The sequence below is a fragment of the Mangrovibacter plantisponsor genome (assembly GCF_003182475.1).
Lineage (GTDB): Bacteria > Pseudomonadota > Gammaproteobacteria > Enterobacterales > Enterobacteriaceae > Mangrovibacter > Mangrovibacter plantisponsor.
Genome location: NZ_QGTS01000003.1, coordinates 291994 through 313438, shown reverse-complemented (window position 1 = coordinate 313438; position 21445 = coordinate 291994). Strand labels below are relative to the sequence as shown.

Here is a 21445-nt window from a genome sequence, read left to right as displayed (position 1 = left end):
CGGTTCAATTAATACCTGCCGGCTCTGGCCGGCATTATATTAATTCCCGGTTACCCTATAAATGCAATATGCTTTATGTGCCTGTTTTGAGTGACCATTGCACTGGTCACTCAATTTTTTTGCCCTTGTTCTCTCGCGGATCGGCAGACAAATCACCCCAAAATTCCTGCAGGCGAATACGCAAGTAAAGCACCGCTTTATGTTTTCTCGATAACAGGGCCTGGACACTGACACCTGTTTCTTCTGCCAGAGCCTGGTAGCTGTAACCGCCGAGCTCAGTCTTTTCAAATACCTCGCGTTGAATTTGCGGGAGTTCATCCAGGGCGGCCGCCAGTTCATCCCACAATAATGCTTTCAGGTATTCATCTTCCGGGGTTTGCGGCACACCAAACAATGTTTCTGCCAGTTCATCTTCCGCAAATTCACTGTCATCCCCCTGAATTGCCAGCCCGGAAAAAGGGAGTTCGCGTTTTTTGCGCCCCTGGTCGGTCATTTCATTACGGGCTGCGCGAAACAACCAGGCGGCGACATTCTCGACAGGTTGTTCCACACGAATCAACTGATACGCGATTTCCTGCCAGATATCTTCTACGTCGGCAGCCCCGCGAAGGCGGCCACGAATAAAAGCCTGTAACCGCCCACGGCAAGCCATGAGCGCGGCAACCAAACGTGATGTTGACCCACTACCGCCCTTCACTTCACTCATTGTTTATCCGTGGGTTTTTCAGCTTCAGTACCCTGACTGGTGCTTTCTGGAGTATTGCTCCCCTCGGGGGCTTGCCGTTGGCAGCGACTGGCCCATTTGCCTTCAAACCAGGAACGGCGCTGGCGGATAAATTCATCACGTTGTTCCGGGGTCATTTGCATCCAGCGCTCATGCATGCGCCGGTGCATACCAAACATACCCGGGCGCATTCCCAGCCCGCCAAACAATATCCGGCATAAAACCAATAAGCCCAGCGCCTGCCAGAACCCAATACTTTTCACACCAATAATTGCCGGTAATAAGGCATTCCACAGCGACATAACCAGTAGCCCCAGCGCGACAACCACAATAGCACCAATGATTAATGGTTTTGCTAAGCGGTGGTGCCTTCTTCTGCCAAAACCCCGGTCATACATTTCAAAGTCTCTCATCTTAAGCCTCATGTGTTAGGTGAACGTTCTGTTAGTGAGGTAGACGAATGAGCCGCCGGAATATTGCTAAAAAAATTAATCGCCGTGTTTTGGTGTACGGGTTTGGTCTGTGATGCCTCTTTTATAACCCCCACTCATGAATCCTGATTATAATTTATGCAACTGCCCAGGCTGTTTTTTGCCCGTTTTATTCGCCATTCCCGCTCGTGAGTCAATTACGCTTTATATTCTACTCATTATGTGAGTAGAATAATGGTGTTATTTGCCTCAGGAGAACACTATGTGGATATGGCAACAACCTTTGTGGCCTGAATTTACCTGGGATCCGGCCCCGTTGGCACCATTGCTGCGCGATACCCGTTTTTTACAGGGCAAACTTTATGGCAGCAGCCAGGTACTGAATTCAGCGCAAACCACGCTGGATACCCTGCTGGCGAATATCCTTTATTCCAGCGATATCGAAGGTGAACGTTTACACGCCGGTTCGGTGCGGTCTTCGCTGGCAACTCACCTGGGCGTGGATGATGAATTAACCTGGCCGGTAGATAAACGCACTGAAGGCCTGGTGGAATCGGCACTGGACGCCATCAACAATCTCGATGAGCCTTTAACGGCGCAGCGCTTGCTGCACTGGCACTCGCTGTTGTTTCCGCCTGAAGAGAAGTTATTTAATGCGATTAAAGGTGGGCAGTTTCGTACTGGCCCGGTACAAGTGGTTTCCGGGCGAATAGATAAACCGGTCATCCATTTTGAAGGGCCGGATGCCATGCGGGTTCCGGGGGAAATGGAGGCTTTTCTGCACTGGTTCAACACCAGCAGGCACGATGCCCAGGCTGACCCTATCTTGCGGGCAGGTATTGCGCATTTGTGGTTTTTAACCATCCACCCTTTTGAAGATGGCAACGGCAGGATCGGGCGTTTGATCATGGATCTCGCACTGGCTCAGGCCGAGCATAACACGGTGCGTTTATATGCTATGTCGCGCACGATTAATACACACCGTAAAGAGTATTACGCAGTAATAGAACAAACTCAGCGTGGCGATATAGTGTTAACGCCGTGGCTTAACTGGTTTGTGTGTATGTTGCGCGCTTCTATTGAGGAAACACTGGGGCTGATTGACCAAACCCTGTTTAAAACCCATTACTGGCAGCGGTTTAACCAGGCGGCGCTGAACCATGAACAGATCAAAGTGATCAACCGAATGCTGGATGGTGATTTCCAGGATGGCATCAACAATAGCCAGTATAAAGCCGTTGCCCGGGTCAGCCGCGCCACGGCAACCCGCCACCTGGCGCACCTGGTTGAGCAGGGTTTTTTGGTGGGGAATGAAGGCGGCGGCAGAAGCACCCGCTATTCTTTGCCTGGTAAGGCGAGTGTCTGAATCACAGCGCACTGCCCTTCCCTGCCAGTGCATTAAGGGCGATGGCTGCCGCCGCGGTGCGGTTGTCTACTGCCAGTTTCGGAAACACCAGTTCCAGGTGTTTATTTATGGTCCGGGGGCTTAAGTGCAGGATATCGCCAATCTCACGGTTGGTTTTCCCCCGGGCAATCCATAGCAACACTTCGGCCTCCCTGGGCGTCAGGCTCAGGTTGGCCCGCAGCGTATCTACCGCACTGTCCTCTTCCCGCGGGTTGATTTCTTCTATGCGCAGCAGGCATTCACCTTCACCGCTCTGGCGAGAAAAATAGAATTTCAGTGGGATATCCAGGCGTGACAGGTCCAGAGCCTGGCGAACTCCCTCGCCACTGTTCAGCCACATCAGCATACGGTTGATAAACTTACGCGTGGGAAGAAAATTTTCATCACAACAGGTGCGCATTAACTGCCAGGCATTGGGTGTCGCCCACAGCAACTGCCCCTGCTGATTCACCACGCACATAGTTTGCCCGACAAAATCCATTGCGCTGTAGGCACTGGTGGTCAGGCGCGAATTACGCAAGTGGGTGCGCATTCTTACCAGCAGCTCTTCCATACGAATCGGTTTCACCACGTAATCCACCACTCCGGCATCAAAGGCACTGACCACGTTATCGGTATCACTCAAACCAGTCATAAAAATAATCGGGGTGTTCCAGAGCGCCGGGCTTTCACGCAGGCGCTTGCTGGTTTCAAAACCGTCCAGATGCGGCATTACGGCATCCAGCAAAATAATATCGGGGGTAATTTGCCGGGTAATAGACAGTGCCTGGCTGCCTTCCAGTGCCACCAGCACGGTAAAACCGGCTTCATCCAGTGTGTCATTAAGCATACTGACGGTATTAATATCATCATCAACAATCAGTACGGTAGGTTTCCCGGAGCTCATGAAGTGCCTCCCAGTTGTTCAAGATAAGACACGATCTCTTCAAATCTGAAACGGTCAGTCAGCTCACTCAGCTTGGCGCTGTCTGCGTCGCTGATAGCTTTATTTGAGGTGTGCCGGCTGAGTAACTCACGAAACCCGCGCACATAGCCTAACAGAGCCAGGTCCTGAAGTTCGCGAATTTGTACGCTGGTCAGGCCGGTTGCCTTTGCTGGTTGCACCGGGCTGGCTGCTAAACGGTGCTCACTGCCCCAGGTTAGCTGCAGGGCTTCGCCTATCGACTCCAGTAACAAAGGCACCTGAACAGGCTTCACCAGGTAGCGCAGGTCTTTCTCCTGCTCACCGTTATGTGATTTGCCCTCGCCAGCTTCGGCCGAAATCATAATCACCGGCCGGGCATTTCCGTTACACTGTAACTTTTGGCGCAATTCCCAGCCCGACATCACTGGCATGGCGACATCGAGCAGAAATAAATCCACCGGGTTATCTGCGGCGATAACCAAAGCCTGGGCTGCACTGTCAGCAGACAACACAATAAAGCCAATTGGGGTAAGCAGGTCATCCATTAACTGTCGGTGAGCCGGGTCATCATCCACCACCAGCACGGTCTGCCTGCGCCCCTGGTAGCCTACTACTTTCTTCGGTTCAGCCGGTTGATAACTGGCACCACTGTAGCCGGGGAGCATCAGCGTTAATTTAAAGGTGGAGCCAGTTCCCTGAACGCTTTCCACCTGCAAATCGCCCCCCATCACATAAGTTAACAGACGGGTAATTGTCAGCCCCAACCCGGTACCGGTACGTCGGCTGTCCTGTGATACACGTTCGAAGGGATTAAAAATGCGCTCCAGGTTTTCCTGGTTAATCCCAATGCCTGTGTCATGAACCGAGAAAAAAGCCAGTTCGCTGCGGTACTGGAAATCAAGGGTTACCCCGCCTTTGTCGGTAAATTTTATCGCGTTGGACAGCAGGTTGATGAGGATCTGGCGCAGGCGTTTTTCATCCGTCATCATGGCATCAGGGAGCCAGTGCGGTGGGTTATAATTAAATGTCAGGCCTTTATCGATAGCCTGTTGTTCGAACATCGCCACCAGTTGTTGCACCAGGTCCCCAACCCGGACTTCTTCCCGGTAAATTTCCAGTTTGCCTGCTTCGATTTTAGAAATATCCAGCAGCCCTTCTATCAGATTCGCCAGGTGTTCTCCGCTACGGCGCATAATACTGATACCCCGCTGGCGTGCTGGCGGAATATCATCAGCACGCTCCAGAAGTTGTGCATAGCCCAGCATGGCATTAAGCGGAGTGCGCAGTTCATGGGTAATTCCGGTGAGGTAGCGGCTCTTCGCCAGGTTAGCGTCATCGGCGGCTTCTTTCGCCTGTTGCAATTGCCGGTCGGTCGCTTCGTGGGCGATTATCTCTTTCATTAGCCGGTCGCTCTGCAAACGCAGCTCATCCTGGGCTATTTGCCGGCTCTTATTGGTAAGGACAAACAGCCAGGTGGTGACACCGGTGACAATCAGCAGAATAAAAAACACTTTCCATAACGTCGCCGCCAGTAAATATTGTTCACTCCCGAAGTCACCGCGCATCTGAGCAAACACCAGCATCAGTAACAAGCCAATAACTGAACTGAAAAGCAGCAGAATACTTAAAAAGCTCCAGACCCGTGGGTCAACACGCAGCTTGCGCCCGCGGAGCATTTTCTTCAGCAGGTTTGCGGCCTGCTCATGGTAACGGGCGTGCGGTTTGCAGGCGTCATTACACTGAACATCAAGGGAGCAACATAGCGAGCAAATGCTTCCCTGGTAAAACGGGCAAAAACTCATCTCCTGCTTTTCAAAATGGTTACCACACACGCAACATTCTGTCGAAATTGCCTGCACCGGGTTACGGGCAAGGTAGAATCGCCCCTGGGTCAGCCAGGCAATCAGCGGCGCGGTACAAAACGCCAGCATCAGTGAAAGCAGAGAAGCAAATACCTGTAGCGGTTGCCCAAACCACCCCATCCAGGCCGATAAACCGAATGCCATGGCAAGCCCCATGGCACCAATCCCCACCGGGTTGATGTCGTAGAGATAAGCCCGGCGGAACTCTATCTTTTCCGGGCGCAGTTTTAACCATTTATTGACAGTAAGGTCTGCAACCACACTGCCGAGCCAGGCAGTGGCTGCCACGGCATACACACCCAGAATATCTTCAAATACCCGGTATACACCTAACTCCATCAGCAACAGCGCAATGCCCACATTAAAGAACAACCAGACCACTCGCCCCGGGTGGCGGTGGGTCAGGCGTAAAAAGAAATTCGACCAGGCGATAGAACCCGCATAAGCATTGGTCACATTAATTTTGAGCTGCGAAAGCACCACGAAAATGCCGGTCAGTGCCAGCAAACCAGAAGAAGAGTGAGTAACATAGCTGAATGCGACCAGGTACATATGAGTAGGTTCACTGGCCAGTTCCGCACCCAGCCCATAATTAAAGGCCAGCACAGCGAGAAACGAACCCAGCAGGATTTTTATCGCACCAATCACAATCCATCCGGGGCCTGCGGCTATCACGGCGGCATACCATTTCCAGCGTGGCCCCTGCCCGTTATCAGGCAGAAACCGTACCTGGTCTACCTGTTCGCCCACCTGGCTTACCAGTGAAAGTAACACCGAACACACCGCACCCAGGCGCAGCAAATCGAACTGACCATCTGCAGGCACCAGAAAACCGGGGAAATGTACCCATGCGGTAAAAGAGTGGTTATCGCGCAGCAGGATAAAAATAAAGGGCAATAGTTGCAGCGCCAGCCAGCAGAACTGGGTAAATTGCTGAAACCGCGAGATAAAGGTGAAGCCCCAGGTAACCAGCGGGATAACCACCAGCGAGCTGATTAAATAGCCGAGGTGAAGCGGCAGGCCAAACAGCATATTCAGCGCCATCGCCATGATGGCCGCTTCCAGCGCAAAGAAAATAAACGTGAACGTCGCGTATATCAGCGATGTGACTGTCGAGCCCAGGTAACCAAAACCGGCACCACGGGTCAGTAAGTCAATATCCAGCCCATGGCGGGCGGCATTAACTGCAATCGGCAGTGACAGCAAAAAGATGATGACACTCACCAACCCTACCGCTGCAATCACATAACTGAAGCCATAGGTCAGTGTCAGCGCCCCGCCAATGGCTTCCAGAGCCAGAAAAGTAATCGCGCTTAACGCAGTCATCACCACACGTTTTGCCTGCCAGCGCCGGGAAGACTCAGGCGTATAGCGTAATGCAAAGTCTTCCAGCGTCTGGTTGGTTACCCATTGGTTATATTGCCTTCGTGCTTTGAACGCTTTCTGCTGTACCGTCATCCGGACTCCACTTTTTCTCTATGCCGCGCCCGTGAGAATGCCGCCAGACAGCCGCCAGGCCAATACGTCAAATGACGTAATTACTGCGTTACCTCGCGCATTGTTGATTGCCCCACCAGACCGTCATGATGGCCACATCCGAGGGTAAACGTAACTGATGATGAGGGCTACCATGAACCAACAAGTCTTTCCCCCGCAGTACCACCAGCGGGTGAACCGCACGAGCCTGTCCGGGCGCTTCACGCGTAAACTTAAAATGCTGGCAGCCGCAAGCCTGATGCTGGCAGTCCATTCAGCAATGGCTGCGCCAGCAACGGCAGACGTTAACACCACCGGGCTGGCGGTAACCGATAACACGGTAAAAGTGGGTATCCTGCACTCATCTACCGGCACAATGGCAATCAGTGAAACAGGTTCTGTCCAGGCAGAAAAACTGGCGATTGAACAGATTAACGCAGCAGGCGGTGTTCTGGGGCGGAAAATTGAATACGTGCAGGAAGATGGTGCCAGCGACTGGCCTACCTTTGCTGAAAAAGCCCGTAAGCTGTTAGTCAGCGACAAAGTTGCCGCTATTTTTGGTGGCTGGACTTCGGCATCCCGTAAGGCCATGTTGCCCGTGCTTGAGCAATACAACGGCATGCTTTACTACCCTACTTTTTATGAAGGGCTGGAAGAGTCGCCCAATGTTATTTACACCGGCCAGGAAGCAACCCAGCAAATTATTTCCGGGCTCGACTGGGTGGTAAAAAACAAACACGCGAAAACTTTTTATCTGCTCGGTTCAGACTATATCTGGCCGCGAACCGCTAACAAAATCGCCCGGCATCATATTGAAAAACTGGGGCTGAAAGTGGTGGGTGAAGATTACTACCCGCTGGGCAATACCCAGTTCAACTCGGTTATCAACAAAATCAAGCTGAAAAAGCCAGATGTGATTTACGCCATTGTGGTTGGCGGGTCGAACGTTGCTTTCTACAAACAGCTTAAAGCCGCGGGTATCGATTTAACCAAAGAGAAACCCCTGCTGTTGACCATCTCAGTTACCGAAGATGAAATCCGCGGAATTGGCGGTGAAAACATCGCTGGTGCCTACGCCTCCATGAAGTATTTCCAGAGTATGGATAACCCGGCCAACAAAGCCTTTGTTGCTGCCTTTAAGAAACGCTGGGGCAAAGACATCGTGATAGGCGATGTAACGCAGGCAGCATACCTCGGCCCGTGGTTATGGAAAGCCGCGGTTGAAAAAGCAGGTTCTTTTGATGTGGACAAAGTGCGTAAAGCTTCGCCGGGCATTGAGCTGAAAGATGCGCCAGAAGGTTATGTCCGGGTCCATGAAAACCACCATTTGTGGTCGAAAACGGTGATTGGCCGGGCAAGAACAGATGGCCAGTACGATGTGGTTTACCAGACCCCGAACCTGATTGAACCCAATCCTTTCCCGAAAGACTGACTCCACTCCCACGGGCAACCGTGGGATACCTTCCACTTGCCGAGGAACTCATCATGTTCAGTGGTTACAGCTTTGCTGATCTGACCTCAATATTTGTTATGCAGGGATTTGCCGGGCTCAGTCTGTTTGCCGTATTTGTGCTGATGTCCCTGGGGCTTGCCATTATCTTTGGCCAAATGGGTGTCATTAATATGGCGCATGGGGAATTTATGATCCTCGGAGCCTATGTTACCTGGCTAACCGGGCGTTTTTTCAGTAGCCACTTACCGGCGCTGTTTGGCGGTTACTTTTTTGTCGCCATTGTACTGGCTTTCATTTGCTCGGCACTGCTGGGCGCACTGGTCGAAAAAGTATTGATTCGCCACCTCTATAAACGCCCACTGGATACGCTGCTGGCAACCTGGGGCCTGAGCCTGATACTGCAACAGTGCTACCGCTCATTATTCGGCCCGCGCGAAGTTGGCGTTGACCTGCCTGACTGGATGATGGGGTCATACCATTTCGCAGACAACATCGATATCCCAATTAATGGCGTGTTTGTGCTGGCGCTCACGCTGGTTATCACCTGCATCACCGGCTGGATAATTTACCGCTCCGCCTGGGGAATCAAAGTCCGGGCCGTGGTACTGAACCGGCCAATGGCAAGTGCCGTGGGTATCAATACCTCAAGAGTGGACAACCGCACTTTTGCCCTGGGCTGTGGGATCGCCGGGATCGCCGGTAGTGCCTTCACCATGATTGGTTCAACCGGGCCAACTGCCGGGCAACAGTACATTGTCGATACCTTCCTGGTAGTTGTGTTTGGCGGGGCGCAAAGCCTGCTGGGTACGCTTGCCTCTGCGTTTTCTATCTCGCAGTCACAATCTACCCTGGAGTTCTTCCTGAGTGGTTCTATGGCGAAGGTGATCACGCTGTTGATAGTGGTGGGCATTTTGTTACTGCGCCCTCAGGGTTTGTTTGCCAGCCGTATCCGCCGCCAGGAGTAACATTATGAATCGTTTACGCAGTTTTCCTTTGACTGGAATCGTTATTCTGGCTGGCCTGTTGTTGGTTGCCATGCCCGCCGCTCTGGATATTTTCCGCCTTAACCTGATGGGAAAATACCTGACTTACGCATTTGTGGCTGTCGGGCTGGTGTTGTGCTGGGGTTACAGCGGCATACTCAGCCTGGGGCAAGGTATTTTCTTTGGGCTGGGCGGTTATGCCATGGCAATGTTCCTGAAGCTGGAAGCCTCTACGGTGGCCGACACCAAAATGCAGACCACGCCAGGTATTCCGGATTTTATGGACTGGAACCAGCTGACTGCCCTGCCTTCTTTTTGGCAGCCGTTTCACTCTTTTCCCTTCACCGTGCTGGCTATTCTGCTGGTTCCCACGCTGTTTGCCTGGGTGCTTGGCACGGCCATGTTTAAACGCCGGGTTGGCGGGGTTTACTTTGCCATTATTACCCAGGCTATCTCAGCTATTTTAACCATTCTGATTATCGGCCAGCAGGGATACACCGGCGGAATTAACGGTATAACTGACCTGCGGACATTACTGGGCTGGGATATTCGTACCGATTCTGCCCATTACATCCTGTATTACGCCAATGCCTGTTTGCTGATGCTGGTTGTGCTTGCCGGGTATTTTGTGGTTAACAGCAAGCTTGGGCGGTTGATGGTGGCCATTCGTGACAGGGAAGATCGCGTGCGCTTTTCCGGGTATGACGTCGCCAATATCAAAACCGTTGTGTTTTGCATCAGTGCCCTGTTCTCGGCCATTGGTGGTGCAATGTTCACGCTCCAGGTTGGGTTTATGTCTCCGGGTTTTATTGGCACCGTAGCCTCTATTGAAATGGTGGTGTTCTGTGCGGTTGGTGGGCGGGGTTCATTACTGGGCGCAGTCTACGGCGCATTGCTGGTTAATGTAGCCAAAAGCAGTATTTCCGAATCGTTTCCTGAACTATGGACTATTGCCATGGGCTGCCTGTTTATTGCCGTGGTTTTAGTCTTTCCCAAAGGGCTTGCCGGATTATGGCAGCAATATATCCAGCCTCACCTTTCATTCAGGGCACGCAAAAGCGAATGGCTGAAAGCCAAAACAGATTCGGAGGCGGCAAAATGATTAAGCCCATCAAAGAAATTATTCTCGCGGTAGAAGGTTTAACCGTTTCGTTTAATGGGTTTAAAGCTGTCGATGATTTTTCTATGTATATCGATGAAGGGCAAATATACGTAATTATTGGGCCAAATGGCGCGGGGAAAACAACCGTTCTTGATTTAATTTGCGGTAAAACCCGCCTGACCAGCGGCAGCATTAAATTTGATGGCAAAGAATTAAGCCGCATGAAAGAAAATAAAATCGTTCATGCCGGTGTGGGACGGAAATTTCAGAACCCGTCTATTTATGAAAACCTGACCGTATTCGAAAACCTTGAATTGTCGTACCCGAAAGCACGTACTGCCACTGGTGCTCTGTTTTTTAAACGTACCGAAGAAATAGTTCGGGCAGTGGAAAATGTCGCCCAGGAAATATTCCTGGATGAGTTTCTGCATATCCAGGCGGACTTACTGAGCCACGGGCAAAAACAGTGGCTGGAAATAGGCATGTTGCTGATTCAAAACCCCCGGTTGTTGATGCTGGATGAACCGGTCGCGGGGATGTCTGTCACGGAACGCCAGAAAACGGCTCAGTTACTGCGGCGCATTGCTGGTGGGCGTTCGGTACTGGTGATTGAGCACGACATGCAGTTTGTCGAAGACATCGCCGACCACGTCACCGTGATGCATCAGGGCAAAGTGCTGTCAGAAGGCAGTATCAGCAAAGTAAAAAATGACCCACGGGTGATTGATGTCTATCTCGGCCATTAATAAGGAAAAAATATGCTGACACTTTCTGATTACAGCGTGGCGTATGGGCAAAGCCAGGTGATCAATGGCATGAGCCTGAGCCTGCAACCCGGAGAAATTGTAGCGGTTGTTGGCCGCAATGGTATGGGCAAAACCACATTAATGAAGTCACTGATTGGCATGATCCCGGCCAGTCGTGGTGATCTCCAGTTTGACGGACAGTCGCTGGTGGCTGTTCCCGGCTATGAGCGGGTGCAACGCGGTATGGGGTTTGTTCCCCAGGGGCGGATGGTATTTTCTTCAATGACTGTCGAAGAAAATATTAAAACCGGCATTCATAGCGGTAAATCACTGACCATTCCCGAATATTTGTATGAATACTTCCCGGTATTACGTGAATTTCGTAAGCGCATGGCCGGGAATTTATCCGGCGGGCAACAACAGCAATTAGTTTTAGCCAGAGCACTGGCTGGCAAACCTAAGCTCCTGTTACTTGACGAACCAACGGAAGGTATTCAGCCGTCAATTATTAAAGAAATAGCAAAAATATTACGCCAAATCCGTGATGCGGAAGGACTAACCATATTAGTTTCTGAACAGGTGTTAAGTTTTGTTATGGATGTGGCAGACAGAATTATTGTTATCGAAAAAGGAAATATTGTTCATCAGGAAGACCGCCTGAGTGCGGACGTGAAGAAAATAGCATCATACCTTGCTGTTTAATGTATTAACCACCCACTATTAATGAGAGAGGTCGATTATGGCTAGCACCGGAAGTGTAAGTTCATGGGATGAAGCATTATTAATTGCGGCGATTCAGTACCCTGTGCCGGTAATTAAAGGGCCTGAAGATATCCAGGTTCAGGTGGATAAAATATGTAAAGCCGTTGATGCCACTAAAGCGGGTTATCCGGGCCTCGATGTGATTGTCTTCCCCGAATATTCCACTCAGGGGCTGAACACCAAAATCTGGACTTATGATGAAATGCTGTTGACCCTGCAAAGCCCGGAAATTGACCAGTTCAAACAGGCTTGTGTGCGAAATAAAGTGTGGGGTGTGTTTTCACTGATGGAGAAAAACGAAGACCCGGATTTACCCCCTTACAACACAGCCATTATTATTAATGACCAGGGCGACATAGCCCTGCACTATCGCAAATTGCAGCCCTGGGTTCCCATTGAACCCTGGATGCCAGGTAATATGGGAATGCCAGTGTGCGACGGGCCAAAGGGTTCAAAACTGGCGGTGTGCATTTGCCATGATGGTATGTTCCCCGAACTGGCGCGCGAAGCGGCCTATAAAGGCTGCAATGTCTATATTCGTATTTCAGGCTATTCTACCCAGGTCAATGACCAGTGGATCTGGACCAACCGCACCAATGCATGGCAAAACCTGATGTACACCGTATCTGTTAACCTGGCAGGCTACGATGAAGTGTTCTACTACTTTGGTGAAGGTACGGTGTGTAATTACGACGGTAATGTCATTCAACAAGGGCACCGTAACCCATGGGAAATTGTCACCGCAGAACTGTTTCCCCGCCTGGTAGATAAAGCGCGTGAAAACTGGGCACTGGAAAATAATATATTCAACCTTGGGTGCCGTGGTTATGTTGGTAAGCCCGGTGGTGCACGGGAAAATTACCTGACATGGGTGCGGGATCTGGCCAATGGCGAATATAAACTGCCATGGGATGAGAAAATCAAAATTCGTGATGGCTGGGAGTATTACCCTGATGGTGTAAAACTGGGGCCATTACCTGAAAGTAAGTAACCTGGTATTTTCTCTCTGCTGTGTTGTTCAGTATTAAAATGCCCCTGCGGGGGCATTTCCCATTTGTGCGATTAACACATTGCGCTTAACCGTTGGCATTATTTGTCAGGTAAACTGTGACAGTTTTATGAATTGCAAATGGAATACCTCAAATGGATCGACTATCCAGCATGGCAATATATGTCAAGACCGTTGAACAAGGGTCTTTTGCCGCGGCTGCCGATATGCTGAATATGTCCTCTCAACTGGTTGGGAAACATGTTGCAGCTCTGGAGAATCACCTGGGTGTCAGGCTGATTAATCGCACCACTCGCCAGCACAGCCTCACAGAGGCGGGGCAAAATTTTTATGAGCGCGCCAAAATTATTCTGGCCGAAGTTGAAGCTGCGGAATCATTCGCAGAAGAAACCCGCATGGAGCCACGGGGGCGTTTGAAAATAAATGCACCGCATACTTTTGGTATCAACGCCCTTTCACCGTTATTACCTGAATATATGGCACGTTACCCGGAAGTGTCGGTCGAACTGACGCTCACTAACCGGATGATAGACCTGATTGATGAAGGTTATGATGCCGTTTTTCATGTGGGTGAACTTGAAGACAGCAGCCTGATGGCGCGGGTACTGGCTCCTTACCGGTTAATTACTTGTGCTTCACCCCACTATCTGGATAAAGCCGCGCCTCTGAATCACCCAGCAGATTTACAGCACCATGAATGCCTGGTATTCGCGCATACCTCCCTGCGGACCCAGTGGGAATTTGAAGGGCCCAATGGGCTGATAAAGCAGCCCATTTCCGGGCGCCTCATGATGGACAACGGCGAAGCACTGGTGAGTGCCGCTCTGGCCGGGTTTGGGGTAACCACCCAGCCATCTGAGCTGGTATTACCCTATATTCGCTCCGGCAAGCTTATCAGTGTGTTGCCGGATTACAGTGTGCCGGAGCGCCCTTTATATATTGTATATGCTCAGGACCGGCGCCTTACTCCCAAATTGCGTAGCTTCCTTGATTTTGCTGTTCAACATTTTGGCGAAGACAGTAACCTGTCAGGTGTGCCGCTGGCGTAGCCCCCGGGTGGCTGTGCCAATAAAAAACCACTGTATCAGGCAATACAGTGGTGGCCCAGGAGGAGGCAAAATCAGATAACACATATGAGTGGCTGAGAGTATTGAGTAACGTTTATTTTCGTTGTTCTTTGCGCCAGCGTCCGGGCGGCACATTGAAATAGTGTGAAAAAATACGGGTGAAGGTCTGTTGGCTACTGAAACCATACTTAGTGGAGATGGTTAAAATAGAGACTTCATCGTTGGCCAAATCGTTAGCTGCTTCTTGTATCTTCTTCTTACGAATATAATCCCCTACTGTCATCCCTGTTTCTTCCCGGAACAGCCGCTGAATGTGCCAGCGTGAATATCCTGATATTTCCATGACATCAGTTATATTGATGGGATCATGGATATTTTCATCAATCCATTTAACTAAATCGCGAATAACATTTTTATGCAGTAACATACGTCGTACTCTAAAGATAAACCAAAGAAGATATACCTGTGGTCATTAACACAACTCTGCCAGAGTTTTCGGCAGCAGCAGAACACATGGAGCCAGTGCTCTTTACATGACCAGTGTGCGTAACACTTTTACGCAGGTATAAGGCAATCACCCATGGTTTTATCAACCCATCAGGTGCCATGGGAGGCAGAGGTTCTTGAAAATCAATTGAATTTGCGCTGGGTTATAATTTCATGCAGGTTGTGACCTGTCTCTTTAATGCGCAATTATTATAAAAGAGTAAATTCTGTAATGTAAATTCTACCCAAATTCACATTGTGGATAAATGGAGGTTTTATTTCGATACTCAAAACAAATTGTTTTGAATCTCTTTGGACTAAGAAGATTCCTGGTTAAGAAATCAATAAAGAAATATTTTTTCAGGAATAAAACAGTAATTGGTTGTTAATGGCACATATTGCATAGACAATTCTGACAATGTGTATGTAAAAAAAGGCCTGCATATAAGCAGGCCTGGAATAATAAATAATCAGAAGCTGAGGTTAGCACTAATACCGCCAACAAAGGCATCATCCACTTTGCTCACAGCGCCTGGTGCGGCAATGTATTGAAGATTGGGGCGGATTTGCAGCCAGTTTGTTGCCTGGACGTTATAATAAATTTCGTAATTATATTCAGACCCTTTTTGGATCGGTAAATAGGTCGGGCTGTTATACGACGTTTCACCATTGTAGTGGTTGGTGTCACGCAGCATTCTGGTGTAGGACGAGTTGATATGAATACGCCCGGCACCAATACCAATTTCATCCTGCGGGCGGGCGTCAAACGGCCCTTTCCACGTCAAAGCAACAGACTGGTAGTTATCAGTTTTGGACGTTTTATGGTCATTCATTACTGCCTGAACAGTTAATGTGATACCCCTGTCAGCAGAACCACCCTGTGCGGTCAATTGTTGTTGGGCAAGGATGTAGCCGCCATATGCATGGGCTGTATCATTGTAACCACCCTCACGCCATGAGCCATACACATCGTCACTGGCTGAAGAGTAGTAGTAACCAATACGGTAATTACCCGGTAATTTGTCTGCGCCAAGTTTAGGCTGCCAGCCCAATTCTACCGGGACCAGGTTGCCTTCTGTTGGGCTGAACTCAAACCGGAAGCCATCGCCTTTGTCATAGTTATACGGGTTCTGGTTATAGAAACCGACCTGCATAAAGATTTCCGGGGTAAAGTTGAGGCGAACACGGGCACCCCATTGTGATACTGGCCAGTTGTACCAGTGGTCACCACGCCAGTTCCCCGCCTGGCCACTCCCAAATGCCAGGTTCTGGAACTTACTGTCGAAGTTGTCAAAATCTTCCCCAACAGTCAGCCGCCCTGCTTTAACATCCAGGGTGTGGTCAAAAAAGCCTTTACGCAACCAGAACTGGGTTAAACGCCATGTCTGACCCCGGCCATACACTTCCTGTACAGAAGACAGTGTTCCGGTACGCGGGTCGCCAACTTCATCTGACAGGTTCTGCCCGTCACGGTTGGTAATGGTTAACTGGAATTCAGTGTCGTTCCAGTCGAGGAGTTTTTGCAGATCCAGGTTAACCCCAAACGCCCACTGGTCACTGTAACGTGCGGTGGTCGATGTGTTATAGCCGCCTGCCAGGTTAGATGCACTTTCCATGGTGTAGCCAACATTGAAGTTCACACCATCCTGCTGGAGGTCTGTACGTAACCCGTTCCAGTCCCCGAGCATCCAGGGTGAATCGACGCTGAATGCATCGGCTGCCTGAGCAATTAATGGTTGTGCGGAGAAGAGGAAAATGCCGGGTATGACTGCTTTTAAAGAGCAGCGCGCCACTGTCTTGAATTTTTTCATGGTATTTATTCTTGTTAAAATCACTAAAGGAGAACTGAGTGTAATTAGCAAGCAGGCTAATTATTTATTATTTTGTGCCGTGAAATATATCTGTATTCAGAAAAATGATCTGCGCCACAAAATAAGAAACTGAGGTGAGATTTTTCGCAAAACTCGCATGTTTCATGCTTACTCAACAGAAAGTGTTGTTTTGCCATCCCCTGCTGCACCATAGAAAAATCGCTCTTCTGAGTTCTCCCTGGCCATATTAAACAGGCAAATGCCTGTATCAGCAGTGGATGCACTGTGCACTTGCACAGTAGTGCAGTTTGTATCCAGCAGGTAAAGTGATTTGTTATACATTTGTGTTAAGGACAAACGAACGGATGAAAAAAACATTACTGGCGGTTATCTGTTGTGCGGCTCTCACCCCTGTTCTCTCTTATGCTGCCCGGTCTGCAACCTGTTCACCGGTAACATTTGGTGGTAAAGGTGACGGAAAAACCCTGAATACTCAGGCCATTCAGCGGGCACTTCAGCAGTGCCATGACCTTGGCGGCGGCACGGTTTCATTAACACCGGGTATCTGGCTGAGCGGCCCTTTACAGTTACTCAGTAATACCACTCTGGATATCCCCAAAGGGGCTGTGCTGCAGGCCAGTAACCAGGAAGGTAAGTTTGTCCCGGCATTTATTGGCCATCCGGCAAAGGTGAACGAAGCGTTTATTTTTGCCAGCCATGCCAGCCACGTTAACCTGACTGGCGGCGGAACACTCAATGGCGATGGTGAGCAGACCTGGTGGCCAGATGCTCTGGCAATGCGGGCGCAGGTGCACAGCGGTAATAAAAAAGCCTTCACAGACCGTTTCCCGGGGATCCCTGTCGCCAATGGTTTCCCCCGGCCGTGGTTTGTTGAATTTAATGATGTAACACAGGGCCGGATTGATGGCCTGCACCTGACCAATTCACCCATGTGGAATATCGTAATCCGCAATAGTGCCAATATTGCCATTCATAAAGTGAATATTACCAACCCGGTAACCTCCCCCAATACCGACGGAATTGATATTGTTTCATCACATGACGTGACGGTGTCACATGCTGATATCCGCACCGGGGATGACAATATCGCCATCAAGTCTGGGTTGGTGCCTGGCAGCGCCGCATCCGCCAGCAACATCACGGTCTCAGACTCCGTGATGCGTGACGGGCACGGTATCTCTGTGGGCAGCGAAACGGCCAATGGTATTGGGAAAGTCACAGTGCAGCGAATCACCTTCCTCAAGACTGAAAATGGCATCCGCATTAAATCTGCACGGGATCGCGGGAATCAAATCGGGCCACTGGTTGCCAGCCAACTGACCATGACGAATGTTGCCACTCCCATTCTGGTGACTGACAGTTATGGCGGCCAGTCCGGAGCTCAGGGGCATCAGGAAATAGCGCCGATTGCATCTGCCCCGCGGACGGCCACCACGCCGAAGATTGATGGCGTACAGATTACAGAACTCAAAGCTACCGGGGCGCAGACCGCTATGATCCTCAGTGGGTTGCCCGAGTCTATTGTGAACGGTATACGGTTCGACAAGATTCAGATTGAATCACAAACCGGTATTCTCGCCCGTTATGTGAATGGTGACCTGCATCGCGTCCGGGTGATGGCGGCAAACGGTAAACCGCTGGAAAAAGGCCCGGCTGTTTCTCTGGAAATGCGCTAAACCGCCTTAAAGGCCTGTTGATTACGGGTGCAATCAGCCTGTAATCAACAGGCATGGGTAGCGAACGCACCACTCAGAACTACCGCCAGGTAATCCGGGTAACATAACCTGGCGGGTTTAGCCCGGTTGGGCAAGGTTCAGACAGCAATAGCCTCTTCACAACAGGCCAGCAGTGCCGCCCAGTCATCACGCGAAGACGCCGCTTCATCAGAAATAATCATATCGATATCCGCGATACGGGCATAAACCATTCGGCTGGTGACACCTATTTTACTGTGGTCTGCCAGAATGATGCGCTTGTTAGCATTGCCGATCATCGCTTCGGCAATTGCCGCTTCGTGGTGGGTAAAACTACTGGCACCCGATTGACTGGCAATACCAACGGGCGACAGCAATGCCACATCGGCCCGGAAACGCTGCAGTTCACGAATGGTCATCACACCGCAGGTTGCCTGGGTGACCGGGCCCATCTCCCCACCCAGTAAAATGACTTCATGGTTGAGTGACCGGGCGTATTCAGATTCGGTCAGCCGGGAAGCTACACTAAGGCTGTTGGTAATAATTGTCATGCCCGGCATAGAAACCAGTTCATCCGCCACAACAGACGTGGTGCTCCCGGCATCAATAAAGATTGTCTGGCCTGCACGGAGTTGCTGTACCGCAGCCCGCGCGATGGCCTGCTTCTCTTTACCGCGCACTGTTGCCCGCACAGACAATGGTGGCTCAGGTTCAGCCCCGAGCGCGACAACGCCGCCATGAACCCGGCGCAACTCACCTAAGTTTTCCAGCTTAACAATATCGCGCCGCACGGTTTCCCGCGAGACATTCAGGTGCTGAATCAGTTGCTCTGTGGAAATACGGTTAAGGGTCGAGAGTAAGGCCCGGATACGGTGTAAGCGAGTTTCTTCTAACATATTATTCCTTAATGATTTCCGGCATGAGGCAGACAACCTTTATTCGCCGGGAAACCAGGCCAGTAAACAGAGCACCTGGCCTGTTCGTGCCATTATGTGCAAATAACAGGTAACAAGAGCAAATTTTCTGCCAAAAAATAAACTATATAAAAACAATCAGATAGGTTGCTCTTTAACATCATACCTGCGGCAATCTGAGAATAACACCCTGTGTAATTGTATTTTATCAGCCCGGTGTGCACATTTGTGTAGTTTACCGCACCAGCCTGCCAGCCATCATCATATTTAGCAATATGGGTAATTAAATCTTCATGGCTAGTTTTTACTGGAATATTAATCGTTTGCGTCTGATGAAAAGCGGTTGAATGGCCTGGATGTGTGGTTTGGTACCCAGGCCTGGGCTGAATAGTGCATTCTGCTCTGGCATCGACTGAGTTAAAAAACCTTTATTATCATTCAACTAAATAGCATAAGGATTTTGTATGGATTCTTTTGCTGTGCTTTTGTGTGCTTTTGTGTATTTTATTGCAAAAGGCACGGTAAGGTTGCCGGTCAACAACACAGACATGATAAATGAGAGGCTTTCATGGCGACGCGCTCCACCATTATGGATACCAACAGCTTTCGTGCAGAACATGCTGCAGCACTGGATGAACAAACACGTACGTTAACTGAAAAACGCGCGCGTTTACTGGGCGATTCTTACCGCCTGTTCTATCGTAACCCAGTACATCTGGTGCGTGGTGAGCAGCAATATTTGTGGGACGCGCAGGGTAACAAATACCTGGATGTCTATAACAACGTAGCCAGTATTGGTCATTGCCACCCTGCAGTGATTGACGCTGTACAACAGCAGATGAGCCAGCTTAATACCCACACCCGCTACCTGCATGAACGTATTCTTGATTATACCGAGTCTCTGCTCAAGTACGTTCCGGGTGAAGTCAGCAAGGCCATGTACATGTGTACGGGTTCTGAAGCCAATGACCTGGCCATTCGTGTTGCCCGTGCCTGGAGCGGTGGTACCGGGATTATCGTTACCCGTGAAGCTTATCATGGTACCAGTGAACTCACTTCCGGCGCCTCTCCTGCCCTGGGCAGTGGCCAGCCTTTGGCTGCGACAACTCGCCTGGTTCCTGCACCAGACCGTTACCGCGTGGATACCCCGGATATTGGTGCCTGGTTTGCCGCGCAAATCCAGGAGCAAATTGATGATATGGCCGCACACGGTATCAAATTCGCCGGTTTGCTGGTGGACTCAATTTTCTCATCAGATGGTGTATTACCGGGCCCTGCTGGTTACCTGAAGCCAGCGCTGGATGTTGTGCATCGCAATGGCGGGATCTTTATTGCCGATGAAGTGCAGCCTGGCTTTGCCCGCACGGGTGAGAGTTTTTGGGGCTTTGCCCGCCACGACATTGTGCCGGATGTTATCACCATGGGTAAACCTATGGGCAACGGTATTCCGGTTTCGGCAATGCTGGCAAAACCTGAAGTGCTGGCGGCGTTTAGCGACACCATCCCTTATTTCAACACATTTGGTGGTAACCCGGTGTCAATTGCTGCCGCTCAGGCTGTACTGAAAGTGATTGAAGATGAAAAACTGCAACAGCACAGCCTTACCGTGGGCACGCAGTTGCAACAAGAGCTGGCTGCACTGGCAGCTCAGCATGATTGTGTGGGTGATGTTCGCGGTGCCGGGTTGTTCATTGGTTTCGAACTGGTTACGGATAAAGCCAGTAAAAACCCGGACAAACAGCGTGCGCTGGATGTGATTGAACGCTTGCGTGAAGACCATGTGCTGACTTCTGTTGCCGGGCCACATGGTAACGTTCTGAAGTTACGCCCGACTCTGGCTTTCCAGGCTCATGATATTGACTGGCTGGTAGGTTCACTGGATAAAGCGCTGCGCGCTGGCCGTTAATTCAGTTCTTTACTGGCTGTCTGACAAAAAATCCGCCCCGTACTGGCGGATTTTTTTATGTTATATGGCGCTGGCGCTATACCAGGCCTTTCAGCCGCGCCAGCAAAAATGCGCTAACCGATGTGGCATCGGTAATTTCACCACTGGCAATACGCCCGGCAAATTCACTGACTGGCATGTGCCTGCACACCAGCCCGATTTCTTCGGCATCCAGTGCCTGTGCGCCTTGCTCAAAGTCGGATGCCAGCCAAATATGGTACCCCTGAGTGGAGTAGCCCTGCGCCAGTTTCTGGTAACCTACCCAGGTCAGTGTCCTGGCCCGTAACCCGGTCTCTTCTGCCAGTTCACCCCGGGCCACCGTTTCTGGTGCTTCACCGGGGCTCAGTTCCCATGCCCCCTGCGGGAGTTCCAGAGTGCGGACACCAAGAGGATAACGGTACTGCTCAACCACATACACCTGGTCACCTTCAACCGGAAGAATAACGGCGAAATCAGGCTTTTCCACCACGGAATAAATCCCCTGCGAGCCATCTTTCCGCTCAATACTGTCTTCACGCAGGCGCATCCACTGGTTCTGGTAAACCGTTCGCGAGCTTAAGGTTTTAATTTCCACTATCAGGTACCTCCCGGACTTCGTGTCATTGTGTTGTGGTATTCCAGAACAATCATTCCAGCATATTGAGCGCCCT

At 50.4% G+C, this 21445-nt stretch carries 18 protein-coding genes; 10 read left to right on the top strand and 8 right to left on the bottom strand.

Annotated features, from left to right (window positions below; all coding sequences use genetic code 11):
• Window positions 1-106 precede the first annotated feature (106 nt).
• Together DES37_RS06295 and DES37_RS06290 are read right to left on the bottom strand one after the other, a co-directional pair.
• Window positions 107-706: an RNA polymerase sigma factor gene (locus DES37_RS06295; protein WP_110025237.1), complete on the bottom strand. Its 600-nt coding sequence runs from the start codon at window positions 704-706 to the stop codon at window positions 107-109.
• Window positions 703-1137, bottom strand: coding sequence for a hypothetical protein (locus DES37_RS06290; protein ID WP_245930000.1), 435 nt, complete (start codon window positions 1135-1137; stop codon window positions 703-705). Before DES37_RS06290 ends, DES37_RS06295 begins: the two co-directional genes overlap by 4 nt.
• Before the next feature lie 280 nt (window positions 1138-1417).
• On the opposite strand from DES37_RS06290, the gene DES37_RS06285 reads away from it, so the two are divergent.
• Entirely contained in the window at window positions 1418-2521 is a 1104-nt protein-coding gene (locus tag DES37_RS06285) for a Fic family protein (protein WP_110025236.1), read from the top strand.
• Between the two features lies 1 nt (window position 2522).
• Here DES37_RS06285 and DES37_RS06280 read toward each other — a convergent pair whose 3' ends face one another.
• Window positions 2523-3446: a response regulator transcription factor gene (locus tag DES37_RS06280; protein WP_036113275.1), complete on the bottom strand. Its 924-nt coding sequence runs from the start codon at window positions 3444-3446 to the stop codon at window positions 2523-2525.
• Window positions 3443-6784, bottom strand: a complete 3342-nt coding sequence (locus tag DES37_RS06275) for a hybrid sensor histidine kinase/response regulator (RefSeq protein ID WP_110025235.1) — start codon at window positions 6782-6784, stop codon at window positions 3443-3445. Before DES37_RS06275 ends, DES37_RS06280 begins: the two co-directional genes overlap by 4 nt.
• A 172-nt stretch (window positions 6785-6956) precedes the next feature.
• On the opposite strand from DES37_RS06275, the gene urtA reads away from it, so the two are divergent.
• From urtA to DES37_RS06240, 7 genes are all read left to right on the top strand, one after another.
• On the top strand, window positions 6957-8234 hold the full coding sequence (gene urtA, locus DES37_RS06270; protein ID WP_036113268.1) for an urea ABC transporter substrate-binding protein: 1278 nt from the start codon (window positions 6957-6959) through the stop codon (window positions 8232-8234).
• A gap of 53 nt (window positions 8235-8287) precedes the next feature.
• Complete coding sequence (gene urtB, locus DES37_RS06265) at window positions 8288-9220, top strand: urea ABC transporter permease subunit UrtB (RefSeq protein WP_036113265.1); 933 nt, start codon at window positions 8288-8290, stop codon at window positions 9218-9220.
• A 4-nt stretch (window positions 9221-9224) separates the two neighbouring features.
• The gene (gene urtC, locus DES37_RS06260) at window positions 9225-10340 is read left to right on the top strand and encodes an urea ABC transporter permease subunit UrtC (protein WP_110025234.1); all 1116 of its coding nucleotides are present in this window, start codon (window positions 9225-9227) and stop codon (window positions 10338-10340) included.
• Window positions 10337-11086 carry an urea ABC transporter ATP-binding protein UrtD gene (gene urtD / locus DES37_RS06255; RefSeq protein ID WP_036113263.1) on the top strand — a complete coding sequence of 250 codons (750 nt, stop codon included), beginning with the start codon at window positions 10337-10339 and terminating at the stop codon, window positions 11084-11086. Before urtC ends, urtD begins: the two co-directional genes overlap by 4 nt.
• Before the next feature lie 12 nt (window positions 11087-11098).
• Window positions 11099-11788 (top strand): urea ABC transporter ATP-binding subunit UrtE, encoded by a 690-nt coding sequence (gene urtE, locus DES37_RS06250; protein WP_036113260.1) that lies wholly within the window; start codon window positions 11099-11101, stop codon window positions 11786-11788.
• A 37-nt stretch (window positions 11789-11825) separates the two neighbouring features.
• Window positions 11826-12839, top strand: coding sequence for a formamidase (locus DES37_RS06245; protein ID WP_110025233.1), 1014 nt, complete (start codon window positions 11826-11828; stop codon window positions 12837-12839).
• Window positions 12840-12991: 152 nt separating this feature from the next.
• Window positions 12992-13906 carry a LysR family transcriptional regulator gene (locus tag DES37_RS06240; RefSeq protein WP_036113254.1) on the top strand — a complete coding sequence of 305 codons (915 nt, stop codon included), beginning with the start codon at window positions 12992-12994 and terminating at the stop codon, window positions 13904-13906.
• Between the two features lie 112 nt (window positions 13907-14018).
• On the opposite strand, the gene DES37_RS06235 is transcribed toward DES37_RS06240, so the two are convergent.
• Together DES37_RS06235 and DES37_RS06230 are read right to left on the bottom strand one after the other, a co-directional pair.
• A complete protein-coding gene (locus DES37_RS06235) occupies window positions 14019-14351 on the bottom strand; it encodes a helix-turn-helix domain-containing protein (protein WP_036113252.1) in 333 nt (110 codons plus the stop codon).
• Window positions 14352-14880: 529 nt separating this feature from the next.
• Entirely contained in the window at window positions 14881-16221 is a 1341-nt protein-coding gene (locus DES37_RS06230; protein WP_170123738.1) for a carbohydrate porin, read from the bottom strand.
• Window positions 16222-16586: 365 nt separating this feature from the next.
• Here DES37_RS06230 and DES37_RS06220 point away from each other — a divergent pair, with 365 nt between their 5' ends.
• On the top strand, window positions 16587-17918 hold the full coding sequence (locus tag DES37_RS06220) for a glycoside hydrolase family 28 protein (protein WP_110025231.1): 1332 nt from the start codon (window positions 16587-16589) through the stop codon (window positions 17916-17918).
• Window positions 17919-18055: 137 nt separating this feature from the next.
• On the opposite strand, the gene DES37_RS06215 is transcribed toward DES37_RS06220, so the two are convergent.
• Window positions 18056-18832 (bottom strand): DeoR/GlpR family DNA-binding transcription regulator, encoded by a 777-nt coding sequence (locus DES37_RS06215; RefSeq protein WP_110025230.1) that lies wholly within the window; start codon window positions 18830-18832, stop codon window positions 18056-18058.
• A 586-nt stretch (window positions 18833-19418) separates the two neighbouring features.
• Here DES37_RS06215 and DES37_RS06210 point away from each other — a divergent pair.
• Window positions 19419-20756, top strand: a complete 1338-nt coding sequence (locus DES37_RS06210; RefSeq protein WP_110025229.1) for an aspartate aminotransferase family protein — start codon at window positions 19419-19421, stop codon at window positions 20754-20756.
• A gap of 76 nt (window positions 20757-20832) precedes the next feature.
• Here the strand turns inward: DES37_RS06210 and DES37_RS06205 are convergent, their stop codons facing one another.
• Window positions 20833-21369, bottom strand: a complete 537-nt coding sequence (locus tag DES37_RS06205; RefSeq protein ID WP_342768390.1) for an NUDIX domain-containing protein — start codon at window positions 21367-21369, stop codon at window positions 20833-20835.
• Window positions 21370-21445 lie beyond the last annotated feature (76 nt).